Origin of the sequence: Streptomyces sp. NBC_01003, from assembly GCF_045162695.1 — a bacterium.
In the GTDB taxonomy this organism is placed as follows: Bacteria; Actinomycetota; Actinomycetes; order Streptomycetales; family Streptomycetaceae; genus Streptomyces.
In genome coordinates this window covers 4,979,292-4,998,433 of the sequence record NZ_CP108707.1, presented here as the reverse complement: position 1 = coordinate 4,998,433, position 19,142 = coordinate 4,979,292, and the positions used below count along the sequence as shown (strand labels likewise).

General features: G+C 70.1%; 18 protein-coding genes. 8 read left to right on the top strand and 10 right to left on the bottom strand.

Annotated features, from left to right (window positions below; genetic code table 11):
- Positions 1–5: 5 nt before the first annotated feature.
- Positions 6–983 (bottom strand): ArsA family ATPase, encoded by a 978-nt coding sequence (locus OG698_RS22885; protein WP_406105070.1) that lies wholly within the window; start codon positions 981–983, stop codon positions 6–8.
- 81 nt (positions 984–1,064) lie between these two features.
- Here OG698_RS22885 and OG698_RS22880 point away from each other — a divergent pair, with 81 nt between their 5' ends.
- The 4 genes from OG698_RS22880 (at position 1,065) to OG698_RS22865 (ending at position 3,754) form a co-directional block, all read left to right on the top strand.
- The gene (locus OG698_RS22880) at positions 1,065–1,223 is read left to right on the top strand and encodes a DUF4177 domain-containing protein (protein ID WP_020129281.1); all 159 of its coding nucleotides are present in this window, start codon (positions 1,065–1,067) and stop codon (positions 1,221–1,223) included.
- A complete protein-coding gene (locus tag OG698_RS22875; RefSeq protein ID WP_406105069.1) occupies positions 1,220–1,690 on the top strand; it encodes a RidA family protein in 471 nt (156 codons plus the stop codon). Before OG698_RS22880 ends, OG698_RS22875 begins: the two co-directional genes overlap by 4 nt.
- A 361-nt stretch (positions 1,691–2,051) precedes the next feature.
- Complete coding sequence (locus OG698_RS22870) at positions 2,052–2,927, top strand: NUDIX hydrolase (RefSeq protein WP_399968787.1); 876 nt, start codon at positions 2,052–2,054, stop codon at positions 2,925–2,927.
- Positions 2,924–3,754: an MBL fold metallo-hydrolase gene (locus OG698_RS22865; RefSeq protein ID WP_406105068.1), complete on the top strand. Its 831-nt coding sequence runs from the start codon at positions 2,924–2,926 to the stop codon at positions 3,752–3,754. The genes OG698_RS22870 and OG698_RS22865 overlap by 4 nt, the downstream gene beginning before the upstream one ends.
- A gap of 12 nt (positions 3,755–3,766) precedes the next feature.
- Here the strand turns inward: OG698_RS22865 and OG698_RS22860 are convergent, their stop codons facing one another.
- The 3 genes from OG698_RS22860 to OG698_RS22850 all read right to left on the bottom strand — a co-directional run bounded on the left by OG698_RS22860 (position 3,767) and on the right by OG698_RS22850 (position 6,246).
- Positions 3,767–4,639, bottom strand: a complete 873-nt coding sequence (locus OG698_RS22860; RefSeq protein WP_406105066.1) for a sigma-70 family RNA polymerase sigma factor — start codon at positions 4,637–4,639, stop codon at positions 3,767–3,769.
- Positions 4,640–4,658: 19 nt separating this feature from the next.
- Complete coding sequence (locus OG698_RS22855; protein WP_406105064.1) at positions 4,659–5,459, bottom strand: nucleotidyltransferase domain-containing protein; 801 nt, start codon at positions 5,457–5,459, stop codon at positions 4,659–4,661.
- Between the two features lie 112 nt (positions 5,460–5,571).
- Positions 5,572–6,246: a Crp/Fnr family transcriptional regulator gene (locus OG698_RS22850; protein ID WP_100596519.1), complete on the bottom strand. Its 675-nt coding sequence runs from the start codon at positions 6,244–6,246 to the stop codon at positions 5,572–5,574.
- A gap of 198 nt (positions 6,247–6,444) precedes the next feature.
- Here OG698_RS22850 and nth point away from each other — a divergent pair, with 198 nt between their 5' ends.
- From nth to OG698_RS22835, 3 genes are read left to right on the top strand one after another with little or no spacing between them, the layout of a single operon-like run.
- Positions 6,445–7,557, top strand: coding sequence for an endonuclease III (gene nth, locus OG698_RS22845; protein ID WP_406105062.1), 1,113 nt, complete (start codon positions 6,445–6,447; stop codon positions 7,555–7,557).
- Positions 7,558–7,616: 59 nt separating this feature from the next.
- Entirely contained in the window at positions 7,617–8,333 is a 717-nt protein-coding gene (locus OG698_RS22840; RefSeq protein ID WP_399968778.1) for an NUDIX hydrolase, read from the top strand.
- 13 nt (positions 8,334–8,346) lie between these two features.
- Positions 8,347–9,546, top strand: coding sequence for a MarP family serine protease (locus tag OG698_RS22835; RefSeq protein ID WP_399968776.1), 1,200 nt, complete (start codon positions 8,347–8,349; stop codon positions 9,544–9,546).
- 36 nt (positions 9,547–9,582) lie between these two features.
- Here the strand turns inward: OG698_RS22835 and OG698_RS22830 are convergent, their stop codons facing one another.
- From OG698_RS22830 to OG698_RS22805, 6 genes are all read right to left on the bottom strand, one after another.
- Positions 9,583–9,771 carry a hypothetical protein gene (locus tag OG698_RS22830; RefSeq protein ID WP_100596324.1) on the bottom strand — a complete coding sequence of 63 codons (189 nt, stop codon included), beginning with the start codon at positions 9,769–9,771 and terminating at the stop codon, positions 9,583–9,585.
- Between the two features lie 151 nt (positions 9,772–9,922).
- A complete protein-coding gene (locus OG698_RS22825) occupies positions 9,923–10,873 on the bottom strand; it encodes an alpha/beta fold hydrolase (RefSeq protein ID WP_100596323.1) in 951 nt (316 codons plus the stop codon).
- Positions 10,870–11,358, bottom strand: a complete 489-nt coding sequence (locus OG698_RS22820; RefSeq protein ID WP_406105061.1) for a phage holin family protein — start codon at positions 11,356–11,358, stop codon at positions 10,870–10,872. Before OG698_RS22820 ends, OG698_RS22825 begins: the two co-directional genes overlap by 4 nt.
- 51 nt (positions 11,359–11,409) lie before the next feature.
- Positions 11,410–12,810: a Na+/H+ antiporter NhaA gene (gene nhaA / locus OG698_RS22815; protein ID WP_406105060.1), complete on the bottom strand. Its 1,401-nt coding sequence runs from the start codon at positions 12,808–12,810 to the stop codon at positions 11,410–11,412.
- Between the two features lie 208 nt (positions 12,811–13,018).
- Entirely contained in the window at positions 13,019–15,019 is a 2,001-nt protein-coding gene (acs, locus tag OG698_RS22810) for an acetate--CoA ligase (RefSeq protein WP_406105059.1), read from the bottom strand.
- 121 nt (positions 15,020–15,140) lie between these two features.
- A complete protein-coding gene (locus OG698_RS22805) occupies positions 15,141–17,525 on the bottom strand; it encodes a bifunctional SulP family inorganic anion transporter/carbonic anhydrase (RefSeq protein WP_406105058.1) in 2,385 nt (794 codons plus the stop codon).
- 346 nt (positions 17,526–17,871) lie between these two features.
- Between OG698_RS22805 and OG698_RS22800 the strand changes: the two genes are divergently transcribed.
- Positions 17,872–19,131 (top strand): hypothetical protein, encoded by a 1,260-nt coding sequence (locus OG698_RS22800; protein WP_406105057.1) that lies wholly within the window; start codon positions 17,872–17,874, stop codon positions 19,129–19,131.
- The last annotated feature ends 11 nt before the right edge of the window (positions 19,132–19,142 follow it).

Sequence of the window (19,142 nt, the reverse complement as noted above, 5' to 3'; positions counted from 1 at the left end):
TGTCTCTAGATCCCTTGCTTCCGCAGTTCCGTGGCCAGTCGGTACAGGCCCGCCAGGTCCATCCCGTCGGTCAGCAGCGGCAGTTCGTGCAGCGGCAGGCCCGAATCGGCCAGCACCGCCCGCTGGCTGCGCTCCAGATCGTGCCGTTCCGCGTACTCCGCCGCCTGGTCGAGGAGCGGGGTCACCAGGCGTTCGGCGTTGCCGCCTCTGCGGGCGCCGCCCAGGCCCGCCGCGGACAGGGACTTGGCGATGGCCGCCCTGGGTACGCCGCCCTGCGCCAGCGTCAGTTCGGCGTCGGCCAGGACCGCCGGGCGCACCATGTTCACGATGAGCCGGCCCACGGGGAGGTTCGCCGCCTGCAGCTCCGCGATGCCGTCCGACGTCTCCTGGACCGGCATCTCCTCCAGCAGCGTCACCAAGTGCACCGCTGTCTCCGGCGACTTGAGGACCCGCATGACCGCCTGCGCCTGGTTGTGTATCGGGCCGATCTTGGCCAGGCCCGCGACCTCGTCGTTCACGTTCAGGAAGCGCGTGATGCGGCCCGTCGGCGGGGCGTCCATCACCACGTGGTCGTAGGCGTATTTGTTCTGTTTCGTCTTTCGGCGTACCGCCTCGCAGGCCTTGCCCGTCAGGAGTACGTCCCTCAGGCCCGGCGCCACCGTTGTCGCGAAGTCGATCGCGCCCAGCTTTTTGAGCGCCCTGCCCGCGCCGCCCAGCTTGTAGAACATCTGGAGGTAGTCCAGCAGCGCCAGCTCCGGGTCGATGGCGAGTGCGAACACCTCGCCGCCCCCCGGGGCTACCGCGATCTTCCGTTCCTCGTACGGCAGTGTTTCCGTCTCGAAGAGCTGTGCGATGCCCTGGCGTCCTTCCACCTCCACCAGGAGAGTGCGCTTGCCCTCGGTCGCGAGGGCGAGCGCCAGTGCGGCGGCGACCGTGGTCTTTCCGGTACCGCCCTTGCCGCTGACGACCTGGAGCCTGCTCACGTCTTCGAGCCTAACCAGTCCGCGCGCGGGCTACGCAGGAGGCTGTCGGTCATCGCCGGTCCAGCGGCTACAGTCGGCCGTATGACCAAGTGGGAATACGCGACCGTGCCTCTTCTCGTGCACGCGACCAAGCAGATTCTGGACACCTGGGGCGAGGACGGCTGGGAGCTCGTCCAGGTCGTGCCCGGGCCGAACAACCCCGAGCAGCTCGTGGCCTACCTGAAGCGGGCGAAGGCATGAGCGGGGTCGTCGACGCGCGCCTCGCCGAGCTCGGGCTGACCCTGCCCGAGGTCGTGCCGCCGCTCGCCTCCTACCAGCCGGCCGTGCAGTCCGGTGTGTACGTGTACACGGCCGGTCAGCTGCCGATGGTGGACGGGAAGCTTCCGCTCACCGGGAAGGTGGGGGCCGAGGTCACCGCCGAGCAGGCCAAGGAGCTGGCCCGTACGTGTGCGCTGAACGCGCTCGCCGCGGTGAAGTCCGTTGCCGGTGATCTCGATCGGGTCGCTCGTGTGGTGAAGGTCGTCGGCTTTGTCGCCTCCGCGCCTGACTTCACCGGGCAGCCGGGTGTGGTGAACGGGGCCAGTGAGCTCTTCGCCGAGGTTCTCGGCGAGAAGGGTGTGCACGCTCGGTCCGCCGTGGGTGTGGCCGTTCTGCCGCTGGACGCGCCTGTTGAGGTCGAGGTTCAGGTCGAGCTCGTTTCGGGTTGAGCTTCGCTCCGCTGAGGTTTGTGGGCGGGCCGGGAGTTGGGGCTGAGGTCCTCGGTCCGGTCCGGGGCCGTTCCGGTGCGCTCCGTCCCGTAGGGGCGGGGCCGCGCCGGGCTGTACGTGCTTGCTGTTCCATGGCGTTTCGTCGCCCGGCTGATTGCCCCGTATCTGGTGCTGGTGGCTCCGCGTGCACATCGCGCCATGGCCCCTCCGGTCTCGGACGCGGGCGGGGGCCGGTGACGGGTTCGGCGGCCCTTCTGTCTCGTGGGCGGCTGCGGACCGGTGGGCTGTCCGTCGGGGCAGCCTTCGTACTTGATCGTCTGTGGCTCTCGAACATCCGCTTGGTAGCGGATAGCCTCCGGCCATGGCGAATGGGCAGTGGTATCCCCCGGAGTGGCCCGAGCGGATTCGTGCGCTCGCGGCGGGTGAGCTGGCGGCCGCTGTGCCGCGGCGGGCCGCGACCGTCATGCTTGTGCGGGACGCGGTCGCCGGTCCCGAAGTGCATATGTTGCGTCGACGCGCCTCCATGGCTTTCGCCGGGGGCGCGTACGCGTATCCGGGCGGGGGTGTGGATCCCCGTGACGACGAGTCGGTCGTGCGGTGGGGCGGGCCCTCGCGTGCGGCATGGGCGGCTCGGCTCGGCGTGGACGAGAAGTCGGCGCAGGCGATCGTGTGTGCCGCCGTGCGGGAGACGTACGAGGAGGCGGGCGTGCTGCTCGCCGGGCCCGATGCGGCGTCCGTGGTGGGGGATACGACCGGTGAGTCCTGGGAGGCCGACCGGGAGGCGCTCGTCCAGAGGGAGTTGTCGTTCGGGGAGTTCCTCGGGCGGCGTGGGCTGGTTCTGCGGTCCGATCTGCTGGGGGCCTGGGCGCGGTGGATCACGCCCGAGTTCGAGCCCCGGCGGTACGACACCTGGTTCTTCGTCGCCGCTCTGCCGGAGGGGCAGCGCACCCGTAACGCCTCTACTGAAGCCGATCGGACCGTGTGGATCCGGCCCGAGCAGGCCGCCGAAGGGTACGACAAGGGCGAGCTGATGATGATGCCGCCCACGATCGCGACGCTGCGGGCGCTGGCCGGCTTCGACAGCGCCGAGGGGGCCCTGGTGGGGGCCGCGGCGCAGGATCTCTCCCCTGTGCTCGCTCGGGCCCGGCTGGAGGGTGGGGAGATTGTTCTGTCCTGGCCCGGTCATGATGAGTTCACCAAGCACATTCCGACCACGTCCGGGGGAGCCTCCGCATGACCGAAGCCGCCGCTCTTCCCGGACAGCCCCGCGGCGGGGTGCTGTCCGGGCCCGCCACCGCGCGCGCGGTCAACGTGCTGGCACCGAACGCCTCCGCGATGACCCTGGACGGGACCAATACGTGGATCGTTTCCGAGCCTGATTCCGAGTTCGCCGTGGTGATCGATCCCGGGCCGCTCGACGACGTGCATCTGCGGAGGGTTGTCGCGGTCGCTGAGGCTGCCGGTAAGCGGGTGGCTCTGACCCTTCTCACTCATGGGCATCCCGATCACGCGGCGGGCGCCGGCCGGTTCGCCGAGCTGACCCGGACCAAGGTGCGGGCGCTCGATCCTGCTCTGCGGCTTGGGGACGAGGGGCTGGGCGGTGGGGATGTTGTGGCCGTCGGTGGGCTTGAGTTGCGTGTTGTCGCCGCGCCTGGGCACACCGCTGATTCGCTCTGTTTCCATCTGCCCGCCGATCGCGCCGTGCTGACCGGTGACACCGTGCTCGGGCGCGGGACCACCGTCGTCGCCCATCCCGACGGGCGGCTCGGGGACTATCTCGACTCGCTGCGGCGGCTGCGGTCCCTCACCGTCGACGACGGGGTCGACACCGTGCTGCCGGGGCACGGGCCCGTACTCGAAGACGCCCAGGGCGCCGTCGAGTTCTACCTCGCCCACCGCGCCAACCGGCTCGCCCAGGTCGAGACCGCCGTCGAGAGCGGTTATGTCACGGCGTCAGAGATCGTTGCCCATGTGTACGCGGGTGTGGACCGGTCTCTGTGGCCCGCTGCCGAGTTGTCTGTGCTGGCTCAGCTCGATTATCTGACGGAGCACGGGCTCATTTAGCGGGCCGCCGGGTCAGGCCTCGAGGGTCAGGCGCCGCAGACGGTCCTCGTCCGCCAGGACGTTCAGTTCTGTGATTCCGGTGTCTGTGATCGTGAAGGACATCAGCGATGCCGGGCGGCCCGCCGGCAGTGCCAGGAGGCCGATCGTGCCGTTGACCAGCACCACGCGCACGTGCGGTGCCATGCGCTGGAACGTGATCGCCCCGGACGCCACCGCGTGAGCGCCTCGGACCAGGCGCGAGAGGTCTGTTGCCCCGGCGTCCGCCCGTAGCAGTACGTTCGGGTCCAGTACCGCCAGCAGTCCCTCGAAGTCGCCCTCGCGGGCCGCCGAGAGGAACGCCTCGACCACCTCGCGCTGGCGTACCAGGTCCGTCTCCGGCGGCGGTGCTCCCTGGACGCGGCGGCGCGCGCGGCTCGCCAGCTGCCGGGTCGCCGCCGGCGTGCGCTCCACGATCGGCGCGATGTCGTCGAACGGCACCGCGAACAGGTCGTGCAGCACGAACGCCAGCCGCTCCAACGGCGCCAGCGAGTCCAGGACCACGAGCAGCGCCAGGCCCACCGAGTCCGCCTGGAGCGCCTGTTGTTCGGGGTCCGGGGTGTCGAGGCTCGTGACCAGGGGGTCGGGTACGTGGGTTTCCAGGGGCTCTTCGCCCCTTGCCTTGCGCGAGCGCAGCAGGTCCAGGCAGATCCGGCCCGTGACGGTGGTGAGCCAGCCGCCCAGGTTCTCGACGGCCGAGGTGTCGGACCGCTGGAGCCGCAGCCACGTCTCCTGTACGGCGTCCTCCGCCTCGCTGAACGAGCCGAGCATCCGGTAGGCCACGGCGCGCAAGTGCCCCCGTGACTCCTCGAACCGCTCGGCCAGGCTGTCCGTCGACGCTGAGCTCATCGGTGTCCTGCTTCCCAAGTCAGGGGCGGGGGGCCTTCACTCCGTGCACGGCTTCGTATTCTGCCGCCAGCCACGGGCCCAGGTCCTCGGTGTACGCCCGGAGGGTGTGCGGTGCGCCCACCGGTTCGTACGCCGCCTCGGACGCCTGTCGCATCGCGTCCGCCCACTGCGGGTAGTACGTGCCGAACACCTCGGCCATCTGTGTCAGATCACTGGTCCAGCCGTTCCAGCGGGGCATGACGAGCGTGAAGCCGGTGCGGACGAGGTGACGGGAGATCTGGCGGTCCAGGGTGCGCGGGTCGTCGCCTCGCGCGATGCGTTCGCGCCAGCGCGTCAGGAGCAGGCGCAGGTCGCCGTTGGTCTCCCGGGCCAGGAGGGAGTCGGGGCGGTAGCGCGGCAGATATTCGGCCAGGTCCTCGCCGAGGAGCGGAGTGCAGAGGCAGGCCACGAACCAGCCGAGGTCGTGTCGTTCGAGGTCGCTGAGGACCTGGCTTCGGCTGAGGATCAGCAGGCCCACGCCGTCGATCTGGGCGAACTGTTTGTTCAGGCCTTCGGCCAGGGCGTCGGCCTCCGCCCTGTCGTCGTCCGTCGGCTCCTCGCGCAGTGCGAGGAGGAGGTCGAGGTCGCTGCGGCCGAGGCGGGCGGTGCCGCGCGGCACGGAGCCATAGAGGTACGCGCTCGTCATCCGCGGCCCGAAGCCGGCGAGCAGACCGTCGCGCGCCGCGGACACCACGGGGCGGAAGTCCGGCTGGATCCGGCTCAGAGAGCCTTCGCGCTCGATGAATCCGCCGTCGTCGAGGCCGCGAGTGGTGGTCGCCATGGGTCCACTGTGCCGGGTCGGGCGGGCGTAGTCCCGGCATTTTCCGCGGGGGTGAACGGCTGATCCCGCCTCCCCGGAGGGAGACGGGACCCGTACGCGTGGAACGAAGGTGTCAGCGCGAGCGCTTCGCGAGGCGCTCCACGTCGAGCAGGATCACGGCGCGGGCCTCCAGGCGGAGCCAGCCGCGGCCCGCGAAGTCCGCGAGCGCCTTGTTCACCGTCTCGCGGGAGGCGCCGACCAGCTGGGCCAGCTCCTCCTGCGTCAGGTCGTGCACGACGTGAATGCCCTCCTCCGACTGCACGCCGAAGCGGCGGGAGAGGTCCAGGAGCGCGCGGGCCACGCGGCCCGGCACGTCCGAGAAGACCAGGTCGGACATCTGGTCGTTGGTCTTGCGCAGGCGCCGGGCGACGGCGCGCAGCAGGGCGGAGGCCACCTCGGGGCGCGCGTTCAGCCAGGGCAGGAGGTCGCCGTGGCCGAGGCCGAGGAGCTTGACCTCGGTGAGCGCGGAGGCGGTCGCCGTGCGCGGGCCCGGGTCGAACAGCGAGAGCTCGCCGATCAGCTCGCCGGGGCCGAGCACCGCGAGCATGTTCTCGCGGCCGTCGGGGGAGGTGCGGTGGAGCTTCACCTTGCCCTCGGTGACCACGTACAGGCGGTCTCCGGGGTCGCCCTCGTGGAAGAGGGCGTCGCCGCGCGCGAGGGTCACCTCACTCATGGAGGCGCGGAGCTCCGCGGCCTGCTCATCATCGAGCGCCGCGAAAAGCGGGGCGCGCCGCAGAACGTCGTCCACGAGTTTCTCTCCTATGTCGACCTGCATCCGGGGACCGGGTTCCCGCTCCCCATTTTGCCGGACGGTCCAAACAGTGTGATCAGTCACTCAGGCACAAGTCTGCCGCACGGGCGTCGCAAGCTGTGGGGGAGGGGGCCAATCGAGGACTGATCTGCGGGGTCCACGGCGGATGTCAGCGGCTGCCTTTAGGCTGGCCGAGTGTCCAAAACGCCGGTGAGAGCAGAGGCCAAGGGGGCTGGGACGGTGACCACAGGACGTAATTCCGCTGTGGGCGAACAGGCCCCGGCCACGCCCGAGAAAGCGGCAAAAGGGGTAAAGCGGGCTAGAGGTGTCGGGGATGGCGCCGGGGGTGCTGCGGCTTCCGCGGGGCAGGGCGCTGGTGGTTCCGGTGGTTCCGGTGGTGCCGCGGGTTCCGGAGGGAAGCGTGCTGCCGCGAAGAAGGCCGGCGCCGCCAAGCCCGTGAAGAAGGCCGCCGCCGCGAAGTCGGACAAGCCCCCGAAGAAGGCCGCTGCCAAGCCCGAGTCCCGCACCGCGCTCGTCCGGCGTGCCCGGCGCATCAATCGTGAGCTCGCCGAGGTGTACCCGTACGCCCACCCCGAGCTGGACTTCGAGAACCCCTTCCAGCTGCTCGTCGCCACGGTGATGTCCGCCCAGACCACCGATCTGCGGGTCAATCAGACGACGCCCGCCCTCTTCGCCAAGTACCCGACCCCGGAGGACCTCGCGGCCGCGAACCCCGAGGACGTCGAGGAGCTGATCCGGCCCACCGGGTTCTTCCGCGCCAAGACGAAGTCGATCATGGGGCTCGCGGCGGCACTGCGGGACGAGTTCGGGGGCGAGGTCCCGGGGCGTCTCGAAGACCTGGTCAAGCTGCCCGGCGTCGGCCGCAAGACTGCCTTCGTCGTGATGGGCAACGCCTTCGGGCGGCCGGGAATCACCGTGGACACGCACTTCGGGCGGCTCGTGCGGCGCTGGAAGTGGACGGAGGAGACCGACCCGGACAAGGTCGAGAAGGCCATCGGCGAGCTCTTCCCGAAGAGCGACTGGACGATGCTCTCCCACCACGTGATCTTCCACGGCCGCCGGATCTGCCACGCCCGCAAGCCCGCCTGCGGCGCCTGCCCGATCGCGCCGCTCTGCCCGGCATACGGGGAGGGCGAGACCGACCCGGAGAAGGCGAAGAAGCTCCTGAAGTACGAGAAGGGCGGCTTCCCCGGCCAGCGCCTGAAGCCCCCGCAGTCGTACCTGGACGCCGGCGGTATCCCGGCGCCCCCGCTCGGCGCCACCGCGCCGCCCGCCACGGGGGAGTGACGCATCGCGGAACGAACGGCGGGGACGCAGGCGTTGTGTTCAGTTGGACGGGGGTGCCTATGACGCATGCACACAGTGAGGCGCACGAAGAGCGCGTGACGAAGATCGAGCCCGTGCGGCTGAGCCGCGAGGGGCTGCCCGAGTGGCTCGACCCGGTCGTGAAGGCCGCCGACACGGTCGAGCCGCTACAGCTGAGCCGGTTCCTGCCGCCCGAGAGCGGCGACGGGCGTCAGTCGGCCGTCCTGATCCTCTTCGGTGAGGGCGAGCGCGGCCCCGAGCTGCTGCTCATGGAGCGCGCCACATCGCTGCGCTCGCACGCGGGCCAGCCGTCCTTCCCGGGCGGCGCCCTCGACCCGGAGGACGGCGATCCGCGTACGGACGGGCCGCTGCGCGCCGCCCTGCGCGAGGCGGAGGAGGAGACCGGGCTCGATCCGCGCGGCGTCCAGCTCTTCGGCGTCCTGCCGAAGCTGTACATCCCGGTGAGCAGCTTCGTGGTGACGCCGGTCCTCGGCTGGTGGCGCACCCCGACGCCGGTGCAGGCGGTCGACCCGGCGGAGACGGCCCGCGTCTTCACGGTCCCCGTGGCGGATCTCACGGATCCGCGCCACCGTGCGACGGCGGTTCACCCGAGGGGCCACAAGGGCCCGGCGTTCCTCGTCGAATCGGCTCTGGTCTGGGGCTTTACGGCCGGAGTTATCGACCGGATCCTGCACTACGCGGGATGGGAGCGCCCCTGGGACCACAGTAAGCAGGTCCCACTCGACTGGCGCTCATGACAGGGTGGCCCACGTGAATGTGCTGGACATCCTGTTGCTCGTCGCCGCCGTGTGGTTCGCGATCGTGGGCTACCGCCAGGGCTTCGTCGTCGGCATCCTGTCGGTGATCGGCTTCCTGGGTGGCGGCCTCGTCGCGGTCTACGTCCTGCCCGCCATCTGGAGCGCGGTGACCGACGAGGCCAAGGTGAGTACGACCGCGGCCGTCGTCGCCGTGATCGTGGTCATCGTCTGTGCCTCCGTGGGACAGGCGTTCACCACGCACCTGGGGAACAAGCTGCGCCGGTACATCACCTGGTCCCCGGCCCGCGCCCTGGACGCCACGGGCGGTGCCGTGGTGAACGTGGTGGCGATGCTCCTCGTCGCCTGGCTCATCGGCTCGGCCCTGGCCGGCACGACGCTGCCCACGCTCGGCAAGGAAGTGCGCAACTCCAAGGTCCTGCTCGGCGTGTCCAGAGCCCTGCCCACGCAGGCGAACACGTGGTTCGCGGACTTCTCCTCCGCGCTCGCGCAGAACGGCTTCCCGCAGGTCTTCAGCCCGTTCTCGAACGAGCCGATCACCGACGTCCAGCCCCCCGACCCGAAGCTGGCGAACAGCCCGGTCGTGCAGACGGCCAAGCGCTCCATCGTCAAGGTGACCGGCCAGGCCCCCAGTTGCGGCAAGGTCCTCGAAGGCTCCGGCTTCGTCTTCGCCGACCGCCGCGTCATGACGAACGCGCACGTGGTCGGCGGCGTGGACGAGCCGAACGTACAGATAGGCGGCGAAGGCCGGATGTACGCGGCGAAGGTCGTCCTCTTCGACTGGAAGCGCGACATCGCCGTACTCGACGTGCCCACGCTGAAGGCGCCCCCGCTCCAGTTCACTTCCACGGACGCCGAGCGCGGCGCAGGCGCGATCGTCGCCGGCTTCCCGGAGAACGGCGCGTACGACGTCCGTCCCGCGCGCGTGCGCGGCCGCATCACGGCCAACGGCCCGGACATCTACCACCGCGGCACCGTGCAACGCGATGTGTACTCGCTCTACGCGACCGTCCGCCAGGGCAACTCCGGCGGCCCGCTGCTCACGCCCGAGGGCAAGGTGTACGGCGTGGTCTTCGCGAAGTCACTCGACAGCGCCCAGACCGGGTACGCGCTCACCCGGGACGAGATCAGCCAGGACATCGACCGCGGCCGCACGGCCAACCAGCAGGTGGACAGCGACAACTGCGCCCTGTGAGGTTCGGGAGGCGGTGAAGGCCGGGCCGGTGACGCGTCAGTCGCGTGTGTGCCGCAGCCGGGCCGAGACCCAGCGGGCCCGGCGGCGCAGGATGCGGGGAATGTTGATCCCCGGAGGGGTTTGGTCATGGCCCGGTTCCTGCGGGCCACCCCCCGGGTGACGGCTCAGCACCGTGGCTGAGCGGCGGTTGCGTGCTGCGTCACTGTAGTCGTGCGTCCAGCCCATACCCCGACGTGTGCCCGTGCCCCAAGGTCGGTAATCGCGCGTGCGCCCCCCAATTGGCCTATGCGCCAGGCAATTGGCAGTTCGAGGGACAGTTGTTCCAGGACATGGCTCGAACGCGTCACCCGATCGTGCGAGGGCGGCCGCGTGGCCGTCACCGGTCGGGCTCGGGGTCCTTCAGCCAGCTGACCAGTTCGCTGGAGAACGCGACCGGGTCCTCCTCGTGCGGGAAGTGCCCCAGACCGTCGAACAGCCGCCAGCGGTAAGGCGCTTCGACGTACTCGCCGGAACCCGCCGCGCTGCGCGTACGCATCACGGGGTCGAGCGAGCCGTGCAGATGCAGCGTCGGCACCCGCACCGGACGCTTCATGCGCCGGTTGAACTGGATGCCGTCCGGACGGGCCATCGACCGCACCATCCAGCGGTACGGCTCGACCGAGCAATGTGCCGTGGACGGGATGCACATGGCGCGTCGGTACACGTCCACGGCCTCGTCGTCGGGGAGGCGCGGCCCGGACCAGTCCCGGATCAGCCGCCCGACCAGGGCGCCGTCGTCCGCGACGAGCTGACGCTCCGGCACCCACGGCCGCTGGAAGCCCCAGACGTACGAGCCCGCGGCGGTCTGCTTGACGTCGGACAGCATCGCCGAGCGCCAGCGCCGGGGGTGCGGCATCGAGGAGACCACGAGCCGGCGCACCAACTTGGGCCGCATGACGGCCGCGGTCCACGCGAGATAGCCGCCCAGGTCGTGCCCCACGAGCGCCGCGTCGGGCTCGCCGAGGGACCGTACGACGCCCGTGATGTCGAGGGCGAGGTTCGCCGGGTCGTAGCCGCGGGGGGTGCGGTCGCTGCCGCCGACGCCGCGCAGGTCCATGGCCACGGCCCGGAACCCGGCGTCGGCGAGCGCCACCATCTGGTGCCGCCACGTCCACCAGAACTGGGGAAAGCCGTGCAGGAGCAGGACCAGTGGCCCGTCGCCCATCTCGGCGATGTGGAAGCGCGCGCCGTTGGCGGCGACGTCCCGGTGGGTCAGCTCGCCGCCGCCCGGGACGCCGATGCGTACGACCGAGGCGGGCTGGGCCGAAGGGGTGGCGGGATCCGTCATGAAGACGAGCGTGCCACAGCCTCGACCGTGTCGCCGACTCGGTTCGCGGGGGTCACCTGACGGGGGTGCGGTTTGGCGTTCCCCAGTACGCCTGCCGTCTCCTTGACCGAGGCGGCGACCTTCTGCGGGCCCTTGCCCCTCTGGGCCTTCTTCATGAAGATGACGCCGATCAGTGCGAGCAGGCCGGCCACCAGGACGTTCGCCGCGAACGACAGGACGAAGCAGATCGCCAGGTTCCAGTTGCTCCACGTCCGGATCCCGTAGGCGAGCGCGAAGCTCAGCATCGGCAGCGAGAAGAGCAGGACCGCGCCGGCTGCCGTCAGGGCGCCGCCGCCGACCGCGCCGCGCTTGACGTCCTGCTTGAGCTGGGCCTTCGCCAGGGCGATCTCGTCGTGCACCAGCGCGGACATCTCGGTCGTGGCCGTGGCGACCAGCTGGCCGATGCTGCGTTCGGCGCCGACCGGTGTGCCGTCGGGTGCGCTCATCGCGTACTCCCTCTTCTCTGTACGGGCATCTGTAGCAGACCTGCTGTCAGATCATGCCGGACGACTGCTCCCGTCGCTTGCCCCGCCCGTCACTTCGGCAAGCCTGCGGTGTTCGGCGGCCTTCTTCTCGTAGATCTCCGCCATCCGCAAGTGGTACTCCGGCTTGTCCTCCTCGTAGATGTCGGGGATGCCGTCGAGGTCGTCGTCGCGCTCCTCGTCGGCGCAGACCGCGCGGTACTTGGCGTTCCGGAGCTTGAGCAGGACGCTCGACAGGACCGCCGCGATGAGGGAGCCCATCAGGACGGCGGCCTTGATCTCGTCGGTCAGCAGCGGGTCCTCGGTGAAGGCGAGTTCGCCGATGAGGAGCGAGACGGTGAAGCCGATGCCGGCGAGGGACGCGACCGCGAACACGTCGGGCCAGGCCAGTTCGTCGGAGAGCGAGGCTCTGGTGAAGCGGGCCGTGAGCCAGGTCCCGCCGAAGATGCCGACCGCCTTGCCGACGACGAGCCCGAGCACCACACCGAGGGTCTCGGGCTTGGTGAATACGTCGGTCAGGGCGCCGCCCGACACCGTCACGCCCGCGCTGAACAGGGCGAACAGCGGCACGGCGAGCCCCGCCGAGAACGGGCGCACCAGGTGCTCGATGTGCTCGCCGGGCGAGTGCTCCTCGCCGTCCCGCCGGGTGCAGCGCAGCATGAGCCCCATGGCGACACCGGCGATGGTGGCGTGGATTCCGCTGTTGTACATCAGGCCCCAGATGACGAGGGCGAGCGGCACGTAGATGTACCAGCCGCGTACGCCCTTGCGCAGGAGCAGCCAGAAGACGCCGAGGCCGACGACGGCGCCCGCGAGGGCGGCGAAGTTGATGTCGCTGGTGAAGAAGACCGCGATGATCAGGATCGCGAAGAGGTCGTCGACGACGGCGAGCGTGAGCAGGAACGCGCGCAGTGAGGACGGCAGTGAGGTGCCGATGACGGCGAGTACGGCGAGCGCGAACGCGATGTCGGTGGCGGTCGGCACGGCCCAGCCGTCGAGCGAGCCGCCGCCCGTGATGTTGACGAGGAAGTAGACGAGGGCGGGGACCGCCATGCCGCAGAGCGCGGCGACGACGGGCAGTACGGCCGCCTTGGGATCGCGCAGGTCACCGGCGACGAGTTCGCGCTTGAGCTCGATACCGGCGACGAAGAAGAACACGGCGAGCAGTCCGTCGGCGGCCCAGTGCTCGATGGACAGGTCGAGGCCGAGCGCGGAGGGGCCGATGTGGAAGTGGCTTACGGACTCGTAGCTGCCGCTGAGGGTGTTCGCCCAGACGAGGGCGGCGATCGCGGCGACGAGGAGCAGGACTCCGCCGACGGTCTCGGCACGCAGGGCGTCCGCCACGAACGTACGCTCGGGAAGGGAGAGGCGGCCGAGCGCCTTACGGCTGTTCTTGCTGGGGGCGGGCGCGGCCACGGGTGAAGACCTCCGGTCGGGTTCGGCTTTCGCGAACGCGCCGACGAGGGGTCGCCGACGGCGTTGCCGACCAGACTTCCCGGCACACCAGTTGAGGTTTCACCCTACCGGGTGTACGCGGGCCATACCTGGTGATCGTCACTTTACGCATGAAATGGGCACCCGGCGCGTTCGGCGCCGGGTGCCCATTTCGTGATGCGCGGTGCGGTCAGTCCTCGCTCGACGCGGCCGGGAGCTTGGTCTGGATGAGGTCCATGACGGACGAGTCCGTCAGGGTCGTGACGTCTCCCAGCTCCCTGTTCTCCGCGACGTCACGCAGCAGGCGCCGCATGATCTTTCCGGAGCGGGTCTTGGGCAGCTCGGCCACGGGCAGGACCCGCTTCGGCTTGGCGATCGGGCCGAGCGTCGCGCCCACGTGGTTGCGCAGGTCGGCGACGAGGCCCTCGTCGTCGGCGGAGGCCGTGCCGCGCAGGATCACGAAGGCCACGATGGCCTGACCCGTCGTGTCGTCGGCCGCGCCCACGACCGCTGCCTCGGCGACGGAGGGGTGCGAGACGAGCGCCGACTCGACCTCGGTGGTCGAGATGTTGTGGCCGGAGACCAGCATCACGTCGTCCACCCGGCCGAGCAGCCAGATGTCGCCGTCCTCGTCCTTCTTGGCGCCGTCACCGGCGAAGTACTTGCCCTCGAAACGGGACCAGTACGTGTCGATGAACCGCTGGTCGTCGCCCCAGATGGTGCGCAGCATCGACGGCCACGGCTCGGTCAGGACCAGGTAACCGCCGCCCCCGTCGGGCACTTCGTGAGCCTCGTCGTCCACCACCGTCGCCGAGATGCCGGGCAGGGCACGCTGGGCGGAGCCCGGCTTGGTCTCGGTGACGCCGGGCAGCGGCGAGATCATCATCGCGCCGGTCTCGGTCTGCCACCAGGTGTCCACGATGGGGCACTTGTCGCCGCCGATGTTCTTCCGGTACCACATCCAGGCCTCGGGGTTGATCGGCTCACCGACCGAACCGAGGACCCGCAGACTGCTCAGGTCGAACTTGGCGGGGATGTCGTCCCCCCACTTCATGAACGTGCGGATCGCCGTCGGCGCCGTGTACAGGATCGTCACCCCGTACTTCTGAACGATCTCCCAGAAGCGGCCCTGGTGCGGGGTGTCCGGGGTGCCCTCGTAGATGACCTGTGTCGCGCCGTTCGAGAGCGGGCCGTATGTGATGTACGAGTGCCCGGTGACCCATCCGATGTCGGCCGTGCACCAGTAGACGTCGGTCTCCGGCTTGAGGTCGAACACCGCGTGGTGGGTGTACGAGGCCTGCGTGAGGTAGCCGCCGGACGTGTGCAGGATGCCCTTGGGCTTACCTGTCGTGCCGGACGTGTAGAGGATGAACAGCGGATGCTCGGCGTCGAACGCCTCGGGCGTGTGCTCCGCCGACTGCTTCCGCGTGATCTCGTGCCACCACACGTCGCGGCCCTCGGTCCAGGCGACGTCCTGCTTGGTGCGCTGGACGACGAGGACCTTCTCGACCCTGTCGACGCGGCTGACGGCGTCGTCGACGGCGGGCTTGAGCGCGGACGGCTTGCCGCGCCGGTAGCCGCCGTCGGCCGTGATGACGACCTTGGCGTCGGCGTCCCGGATGCGGGCCGCGATGGCGTCGGCCGAGAATCCGCCGAAGACGACCGAGTGCGCGGCACCGATGCGCGCGCACGCCAGCATGGCGACGACGGCCTCGGGGATCATCGGCAGGTAGACGGCGACGCGGTCGCCCTTCTGCACGCCCAGCTCGGTCAGCGCGTTGGCCGCGCGGCTGACCTCGTCCTTGAGCTCCGCGTAGGTGATGGCCCGGCTGTCGCCCGGCTCACCCTCGAAGTGGATGGCGACCCGGTCGCCGTTCCCGGCCTCGACGTGGCGGTCCACGCAGTTGTATGCGACGTTCAGCTTCCCGTCGGCGAACCACTTGGCGAACGGCGGGTTCGACCAGTCGAGGGTCTCGGTCGGCTCGGTGGCCCAGGTCAGCCGGCGGGCCTGCTCGGCCCAGAAGCCGAGCCTGTCAGCCTTGGCCTGTTCGTACGCCTCCGCGGTGACGTTGGCGGCGGCCGCCAGGTCGGCCGGCGGCGCAAACCTTCGCTCTTCCTTAAGAAGGTTGGCCAGGCTTTCGTTGCTCACGACATCTCCCTTTCCCAGGGTGTCCGTTGTGTCCCAGACCACAGCTCATCAGACGGCCCCCCTCGGTGACAAGGGGGGTCCGTAAAATGGTTTAGACCTGTTGAGCTTTGTGCGTGCGTGCCGATGGGGTCACCCACCGGCACGCACGCCGTCACGGACGGGTTCAGGCAGGGCGCAGTTCACCCTCCGGCGCCACCTGGTCGAACACCTCGTCGGGCCGCTCGGTCAGCAGATAGGCCTGCGCCTCGCCCACGTGGAAGTACATCCCGTGCAGTTCGAGCGAGCCCTCCTGGAGGCGGCGGGCCACCGACTCGTGCGCCCGCAGATGCTCCAACTGCTGGACGACATTGGTCAGGCAGAGCTGCTCGACCGAGTCGGCGGGGGCGCGCCCCGCGAGCCGCGCCCAGGGCTGGTTCGCGGCCGCCATGCGGGCCAGGCTCGGCAGGCCGTGCCGCAGCCACCGCTTCAGGGGTGTCTGCGCGCCGCCCTCGGGCGGACTGTTGAGCAGCGCCTGCATGGCACCGCAGCCGGAGTGCCCGCACACGGTGATCGACTGCACATTCAGTACGTCGACGGCGTACTCGATGGCCGCGGCGACCGAGTCGTCACCGCTCTCGGCGCCCGGCAGCGGCACCAGATTCCCCACGTTCCTGACGACGAAGAGATCGCCGGGGCCGCTTGAGGTGATCATCGACGTCACGAGCCGGGAGTCGGCGCAGGTCAGGAACAGCTGGGTGGGCCGCTGCCCCTCACGGGCGAGCCGGGCGAGCTCGTCCCGCACATGCGGCGCCGTGTTCCGCTGGAACGCGCTGATGCCGCTGGCCAGTTGATACCCGCCACCGCCGGCCGGGGGAGCGGCGGTCTCGGTCCGCGGGCGGTCGCAGTGATGGTTGCGCCAAGGCGTCCACGGCCGGCAGCAGGAGTGCGACGCCGACGCCGGCTCGGCGATACGGGTCCCCGCCCGCCCGGTCACCTCGACCTTCCCGCCCTGCGCGACATGTGACTTCTGCCAGTCCTGCAGGGACTCGAACGCGGCGTGGTCCATGAAGGACCCGTCCAACTCCACGACGCAGCCGGCTCCTTGGGGTACCTGGTGCAGTACGCGGCTGAGCCGGGGCACGGCGAGGAACGTCAGCTGCCCGCGCACTCGCACGTGATGCGTCCCGCCTCGGCCTTCGGCGCCCGCCGCGCCTGCTCCGTCTGTTCTGTCCGTTCCGTCCACGGTGTGGGTGATCCGTGTGCGGGCGAGTCGGTGCAGGGCGACCGCGACGGCGGCCGCGATGCCGAGGGCGACACCCTCGAGTACGCCGAGGACGACCACGCCGAGCGTCGTCACGGCGTAGACGAGGACCTCGCGGTGGCGCGTGACCGTCCGGATGTGGTGCAGGGACACCATCTGGATGCCGACGGCCATGACCAGGGCGGCGAGTGAGGCGAGGGGGATCAGCTCGAGCACCGGGACCATCAGGAGCGCGGCCACTACTACCCAAACGCCGTGCAGCATCGCGGAGTTCCTGCTCTCACCGCCCGCGTTCACATTCGCGGCGCTGCGGACCGCGACCCCGGCGACGGGGAGTCCGCCGAGGGTGCCGGAGACGATGTTGGCCGCCCCCTGGCCGAGCAGTTCCCGGTCCAGGTCGGAGCGGCGGGCCTCCGGCCGCAGAGCGGGCTTCGAGGACGCGAGCTTGTCCACGGCGACGGCGCCGAGCAGCGACTGCACGCTGCACACGAGCGTCACGGTCAGGACGGCCGCGACGAGGCCCAGTACGGGCCCTTCGGGCAGGCCGGCGAGGGCGTGGCTGCTCCAGGACGGCAGGTCGACCTTGGTCACGGTGATCCCGGCGAACGCGGCGGTCGCGGTGGCGCAGGCGACGGCGACGAGCGCGGCGGGCACCCGGCGCAGAGCCCGCCCGGCGCGTCCGGGGATCCGGGGCCAGGCGAACAGGACCGCGAGCGTCAGGAGGCTCAGGCCCAGTGCGGCCAGGTCCACGTGGGTCAACTGGGCGGGCAGCGCGCGGAGATTGTCGAGGACGGCGCTCTGGGGGGTGCCGCCGAGCACGATGTGCACCTGGGCGACCGCGATGGTGACGCCGATTCCGGCGAGCATGCCGTGGACGACGGCGGGGGACACGGCGAGCGCGCTGCGGGCCACGCGCAGGCAGCCGAGGCCGAGTTGGGCGATTCCGGCGATGACGGTGATCGCGCAGGTCGTCCGCCAGCCGTAGCGGTGGATGAGGTCGGCGGTGACGACGGTGAGGCCGGCGGCCGGGCCGCTGACCTGGAGCGGGGAGCCGCCGAGGCGGCCGGCCACGAGTCCGCCGACGGCGGCGGCGACGAGTCCCGCCTGGAGCGGGGCCCCGGTGGCGAGGGCGATTCCGAGGGACAGCGGCAGGGCGATCAGAAAGACCGCCCCGGACGCGGACAGGTCGGCGCCCGAGACGCGGAAGCGGCGGGGCGGCTTCGGCGGCGGGCTGTGGGGTGGATGGGTGCGGCTGGTTTCGTCGGTCCGTGTCGGATCGGCAGGGCGTGTGGGGACGCAGGCTGACATGTTTCCCGTCTCCTCCGGGGCAGCGCGGTCGCGGAACGAGGGGCCCCGTCTGTGGCGGGGCAGGGTCGCGGCCGTGGATCACGGCGTGCAGCGGCGGGATGAATCAACTCTCGGTAAATGGATCGTAATGCAGAGTAAAGGTTGTGGACGGATTTTCGGGTCAAATGGGGCAGTGATTCACCTCAGTGGGTGAATAGGGGCTTTCTTCGGCTTGTCGTATTAATCCTTCCCTGGGTCTCGTGCGACGTTGGCGTCGCCGTCGACAAATACGGCATTTCGCCACATCGGTCCGCCCTGACGTGAAGAGATCCGAGCTGAAGAGACCCAAGGAAGAAGGTGGGCGGACATGGCCGCCACCAAGAAGCTCGCCGCGAGCTTCACCGCCGTCGCGGCGTGTGCAGCAGTCCTGTTCGGTTGCGCGATCGGTGACCACCAGGTGACCGGTCCCCAGAAGGCCGCCCCCGCCCCTGCGCCGGGAAGCGCGATTCGGCTGATCGGGGACGGCTCGACCGCCTTCACCGGAGGCCAGCCGCATCTGCCGAAGGCCGAGCGACTGAAGGCCGGCCAGAAGCCGCCGCAGTTCGTGGTGTTCTCCTGGGACGGCGCGGGGGAGGACAGCCAGAAGCTGTTCTCGCACTTCCGCAAGGTCGCCAAGGAGAACAACGCGACGATGACGTACTTCCTCAGCGGCGTGTACTTGCTCCCGGAGGAGAAGCGCGACCTCTACCGGCCGCCGCAGCACTCACCTGGCAGCTCGGAGATCGGCTTCAACGACGAGCAGGGGATCAAGGACACCGTGGATCAGCTCCGCGGCGCCTGGCTCGAGGGCAACGAGATCGGCACGCACTTCAACGGCCACTTCTGCGGCAAGGGCGGCGGCGTCGGCGAGTGGTCGGTGGCCGACTGGAAGGACGAGATCAGCCAGGCCAAGTCCTTCGTGAAGTCCTGGAAGACGAACACGGGCAGGAAGGACGCGGCCCCGCTCCCCTTCGACTACGACAAGGAGCTCATCGGCGCCCGCACCCCGTGTCTGGAGGGCCAGAAGAACTTCCGGCGAGCGGCCCACGACCTCGGCTTCCGCTATGACACCAGCGGCATCAACGACCAGATCTGGCCCAACAAGAACGACGGCCTGTGGGACCTGTCGATGCAACTCGTGCCCTTCCCCGGACACAAGTACGAGCAGCTGACCATGGACTACAACTTCATGGTCAGCCAGTCGGGCACCGCGACCCAGGGCGACGCCGACAAGCAGGAGTTCTGGGGTGGCGAGATGCGCGACAGCCTCCTCAAAGGCTTCGACCGCGCCTACAAGGGCAACCGCGCGCCGCTGGTCATCGGCAACCACTTCGAGTCCTGGAACGGCGGCAACTACATGCGCGCCGTCGACGAGACCGTCCACACCGTGTGCAACAAGCCCGAGGTGCGCTGCGTCTCCTTCCGCCAGCTCGTCGACTGGCTGGACGCCCAGGACCCGAAGACCCTGGATCGGCTCACCAAGCTGGGCGTCGGCGAGGCCCCCAAGCAGGGCTGGGCGTCCTTCATGGCGACCAGCCCCGCCCCGGCACCCAAGGGGGTACCGGGAGCGCCGGCGGTGAAGCGGTAGCCGAGCCCTGT

Coding starts and splice junctions, on each gene's coding strand:
- OG698_RS22840 (WP_399968778.1), top strand. CDS start 7,617: ATGACGCATGCACACAGTGAGGCGCACGAAGAGCGCGTGACGAAGATC.
- OG698_RS22870 (WP_399968787.1), top strand. CDS start 2,052: ATGGCGAATGGGCAGTGGTATCCCCCGGAGTGGCCCGAGCGGATTCGT.
- OG698_RS22800 (WP_406105057.1), top strand. CDS start 17,872: ATGGCCGCCACCAAGAAGCTCGCCGCGAGCTTCACCGCCGTCGCGGCG.
- OG698_RS22865 (WP_406105068.1), top strand. CDS start 2,924: ATGACCGAAGCCGCCGCTCTTCCCGGACAGCCCCGCGGCGGGGTGCTG.
- OG698_RS22875 (WP_406105069.1), top strand. CDS start 1,220: ATGAGCGGGGTCGTCGACGCGCGCCTCGCCGAGCTCGGGCTGACCCTG.
- OG698_RS22825 (WP_100596323.1), bottom strand. CDS start 10,873: ATGACGGATCCCGCCACCCCTTCGGCCCAGCCCGCCTCGGTCGTACGC.
- OG698_RS22830 (WP_100596324.1), bottom strand. CDS start 9,771: ATGGGCTGGACGCACGACTACAGTGACGCAGCACGCAACCGCCGCTCA.
- OG698_RS22860 (WP_406105066.1), bottom strand. CDS start 4,639: ATGAGCTCAGCGTCGACGGACAGCCTGGCCGAGCGGTTCGAGGAGTCA.
- OG698_RS22805 (WP_406105058.1), bottom strand. CDS start 17,525: ATGTCAGCCTGCGTCCCCACACGCCCTGCCGATCCGACACGGACCGAC.
- OG698_RS22855 (WP_406105064.1), bottom strand. CDS start 5,459: ATGGCGACCACCACTCGCGGCCTCGACGACGGCGGATTCATCGAGCGC.
- OG698_RS22880 (WP_020129281.1), top strand. CDS start 1,065: ATGACCAAGTGGGAATACGCGACCGTGCCTCTTCTCGTGCACGCGACC.
- OG698_RS22820 (WP_406105061.1), bottom strand. CDS start 11,358: ATGAGCGCACCCGACGGCACACCGGTCGGCGCCGAACGCAGCATCGGC.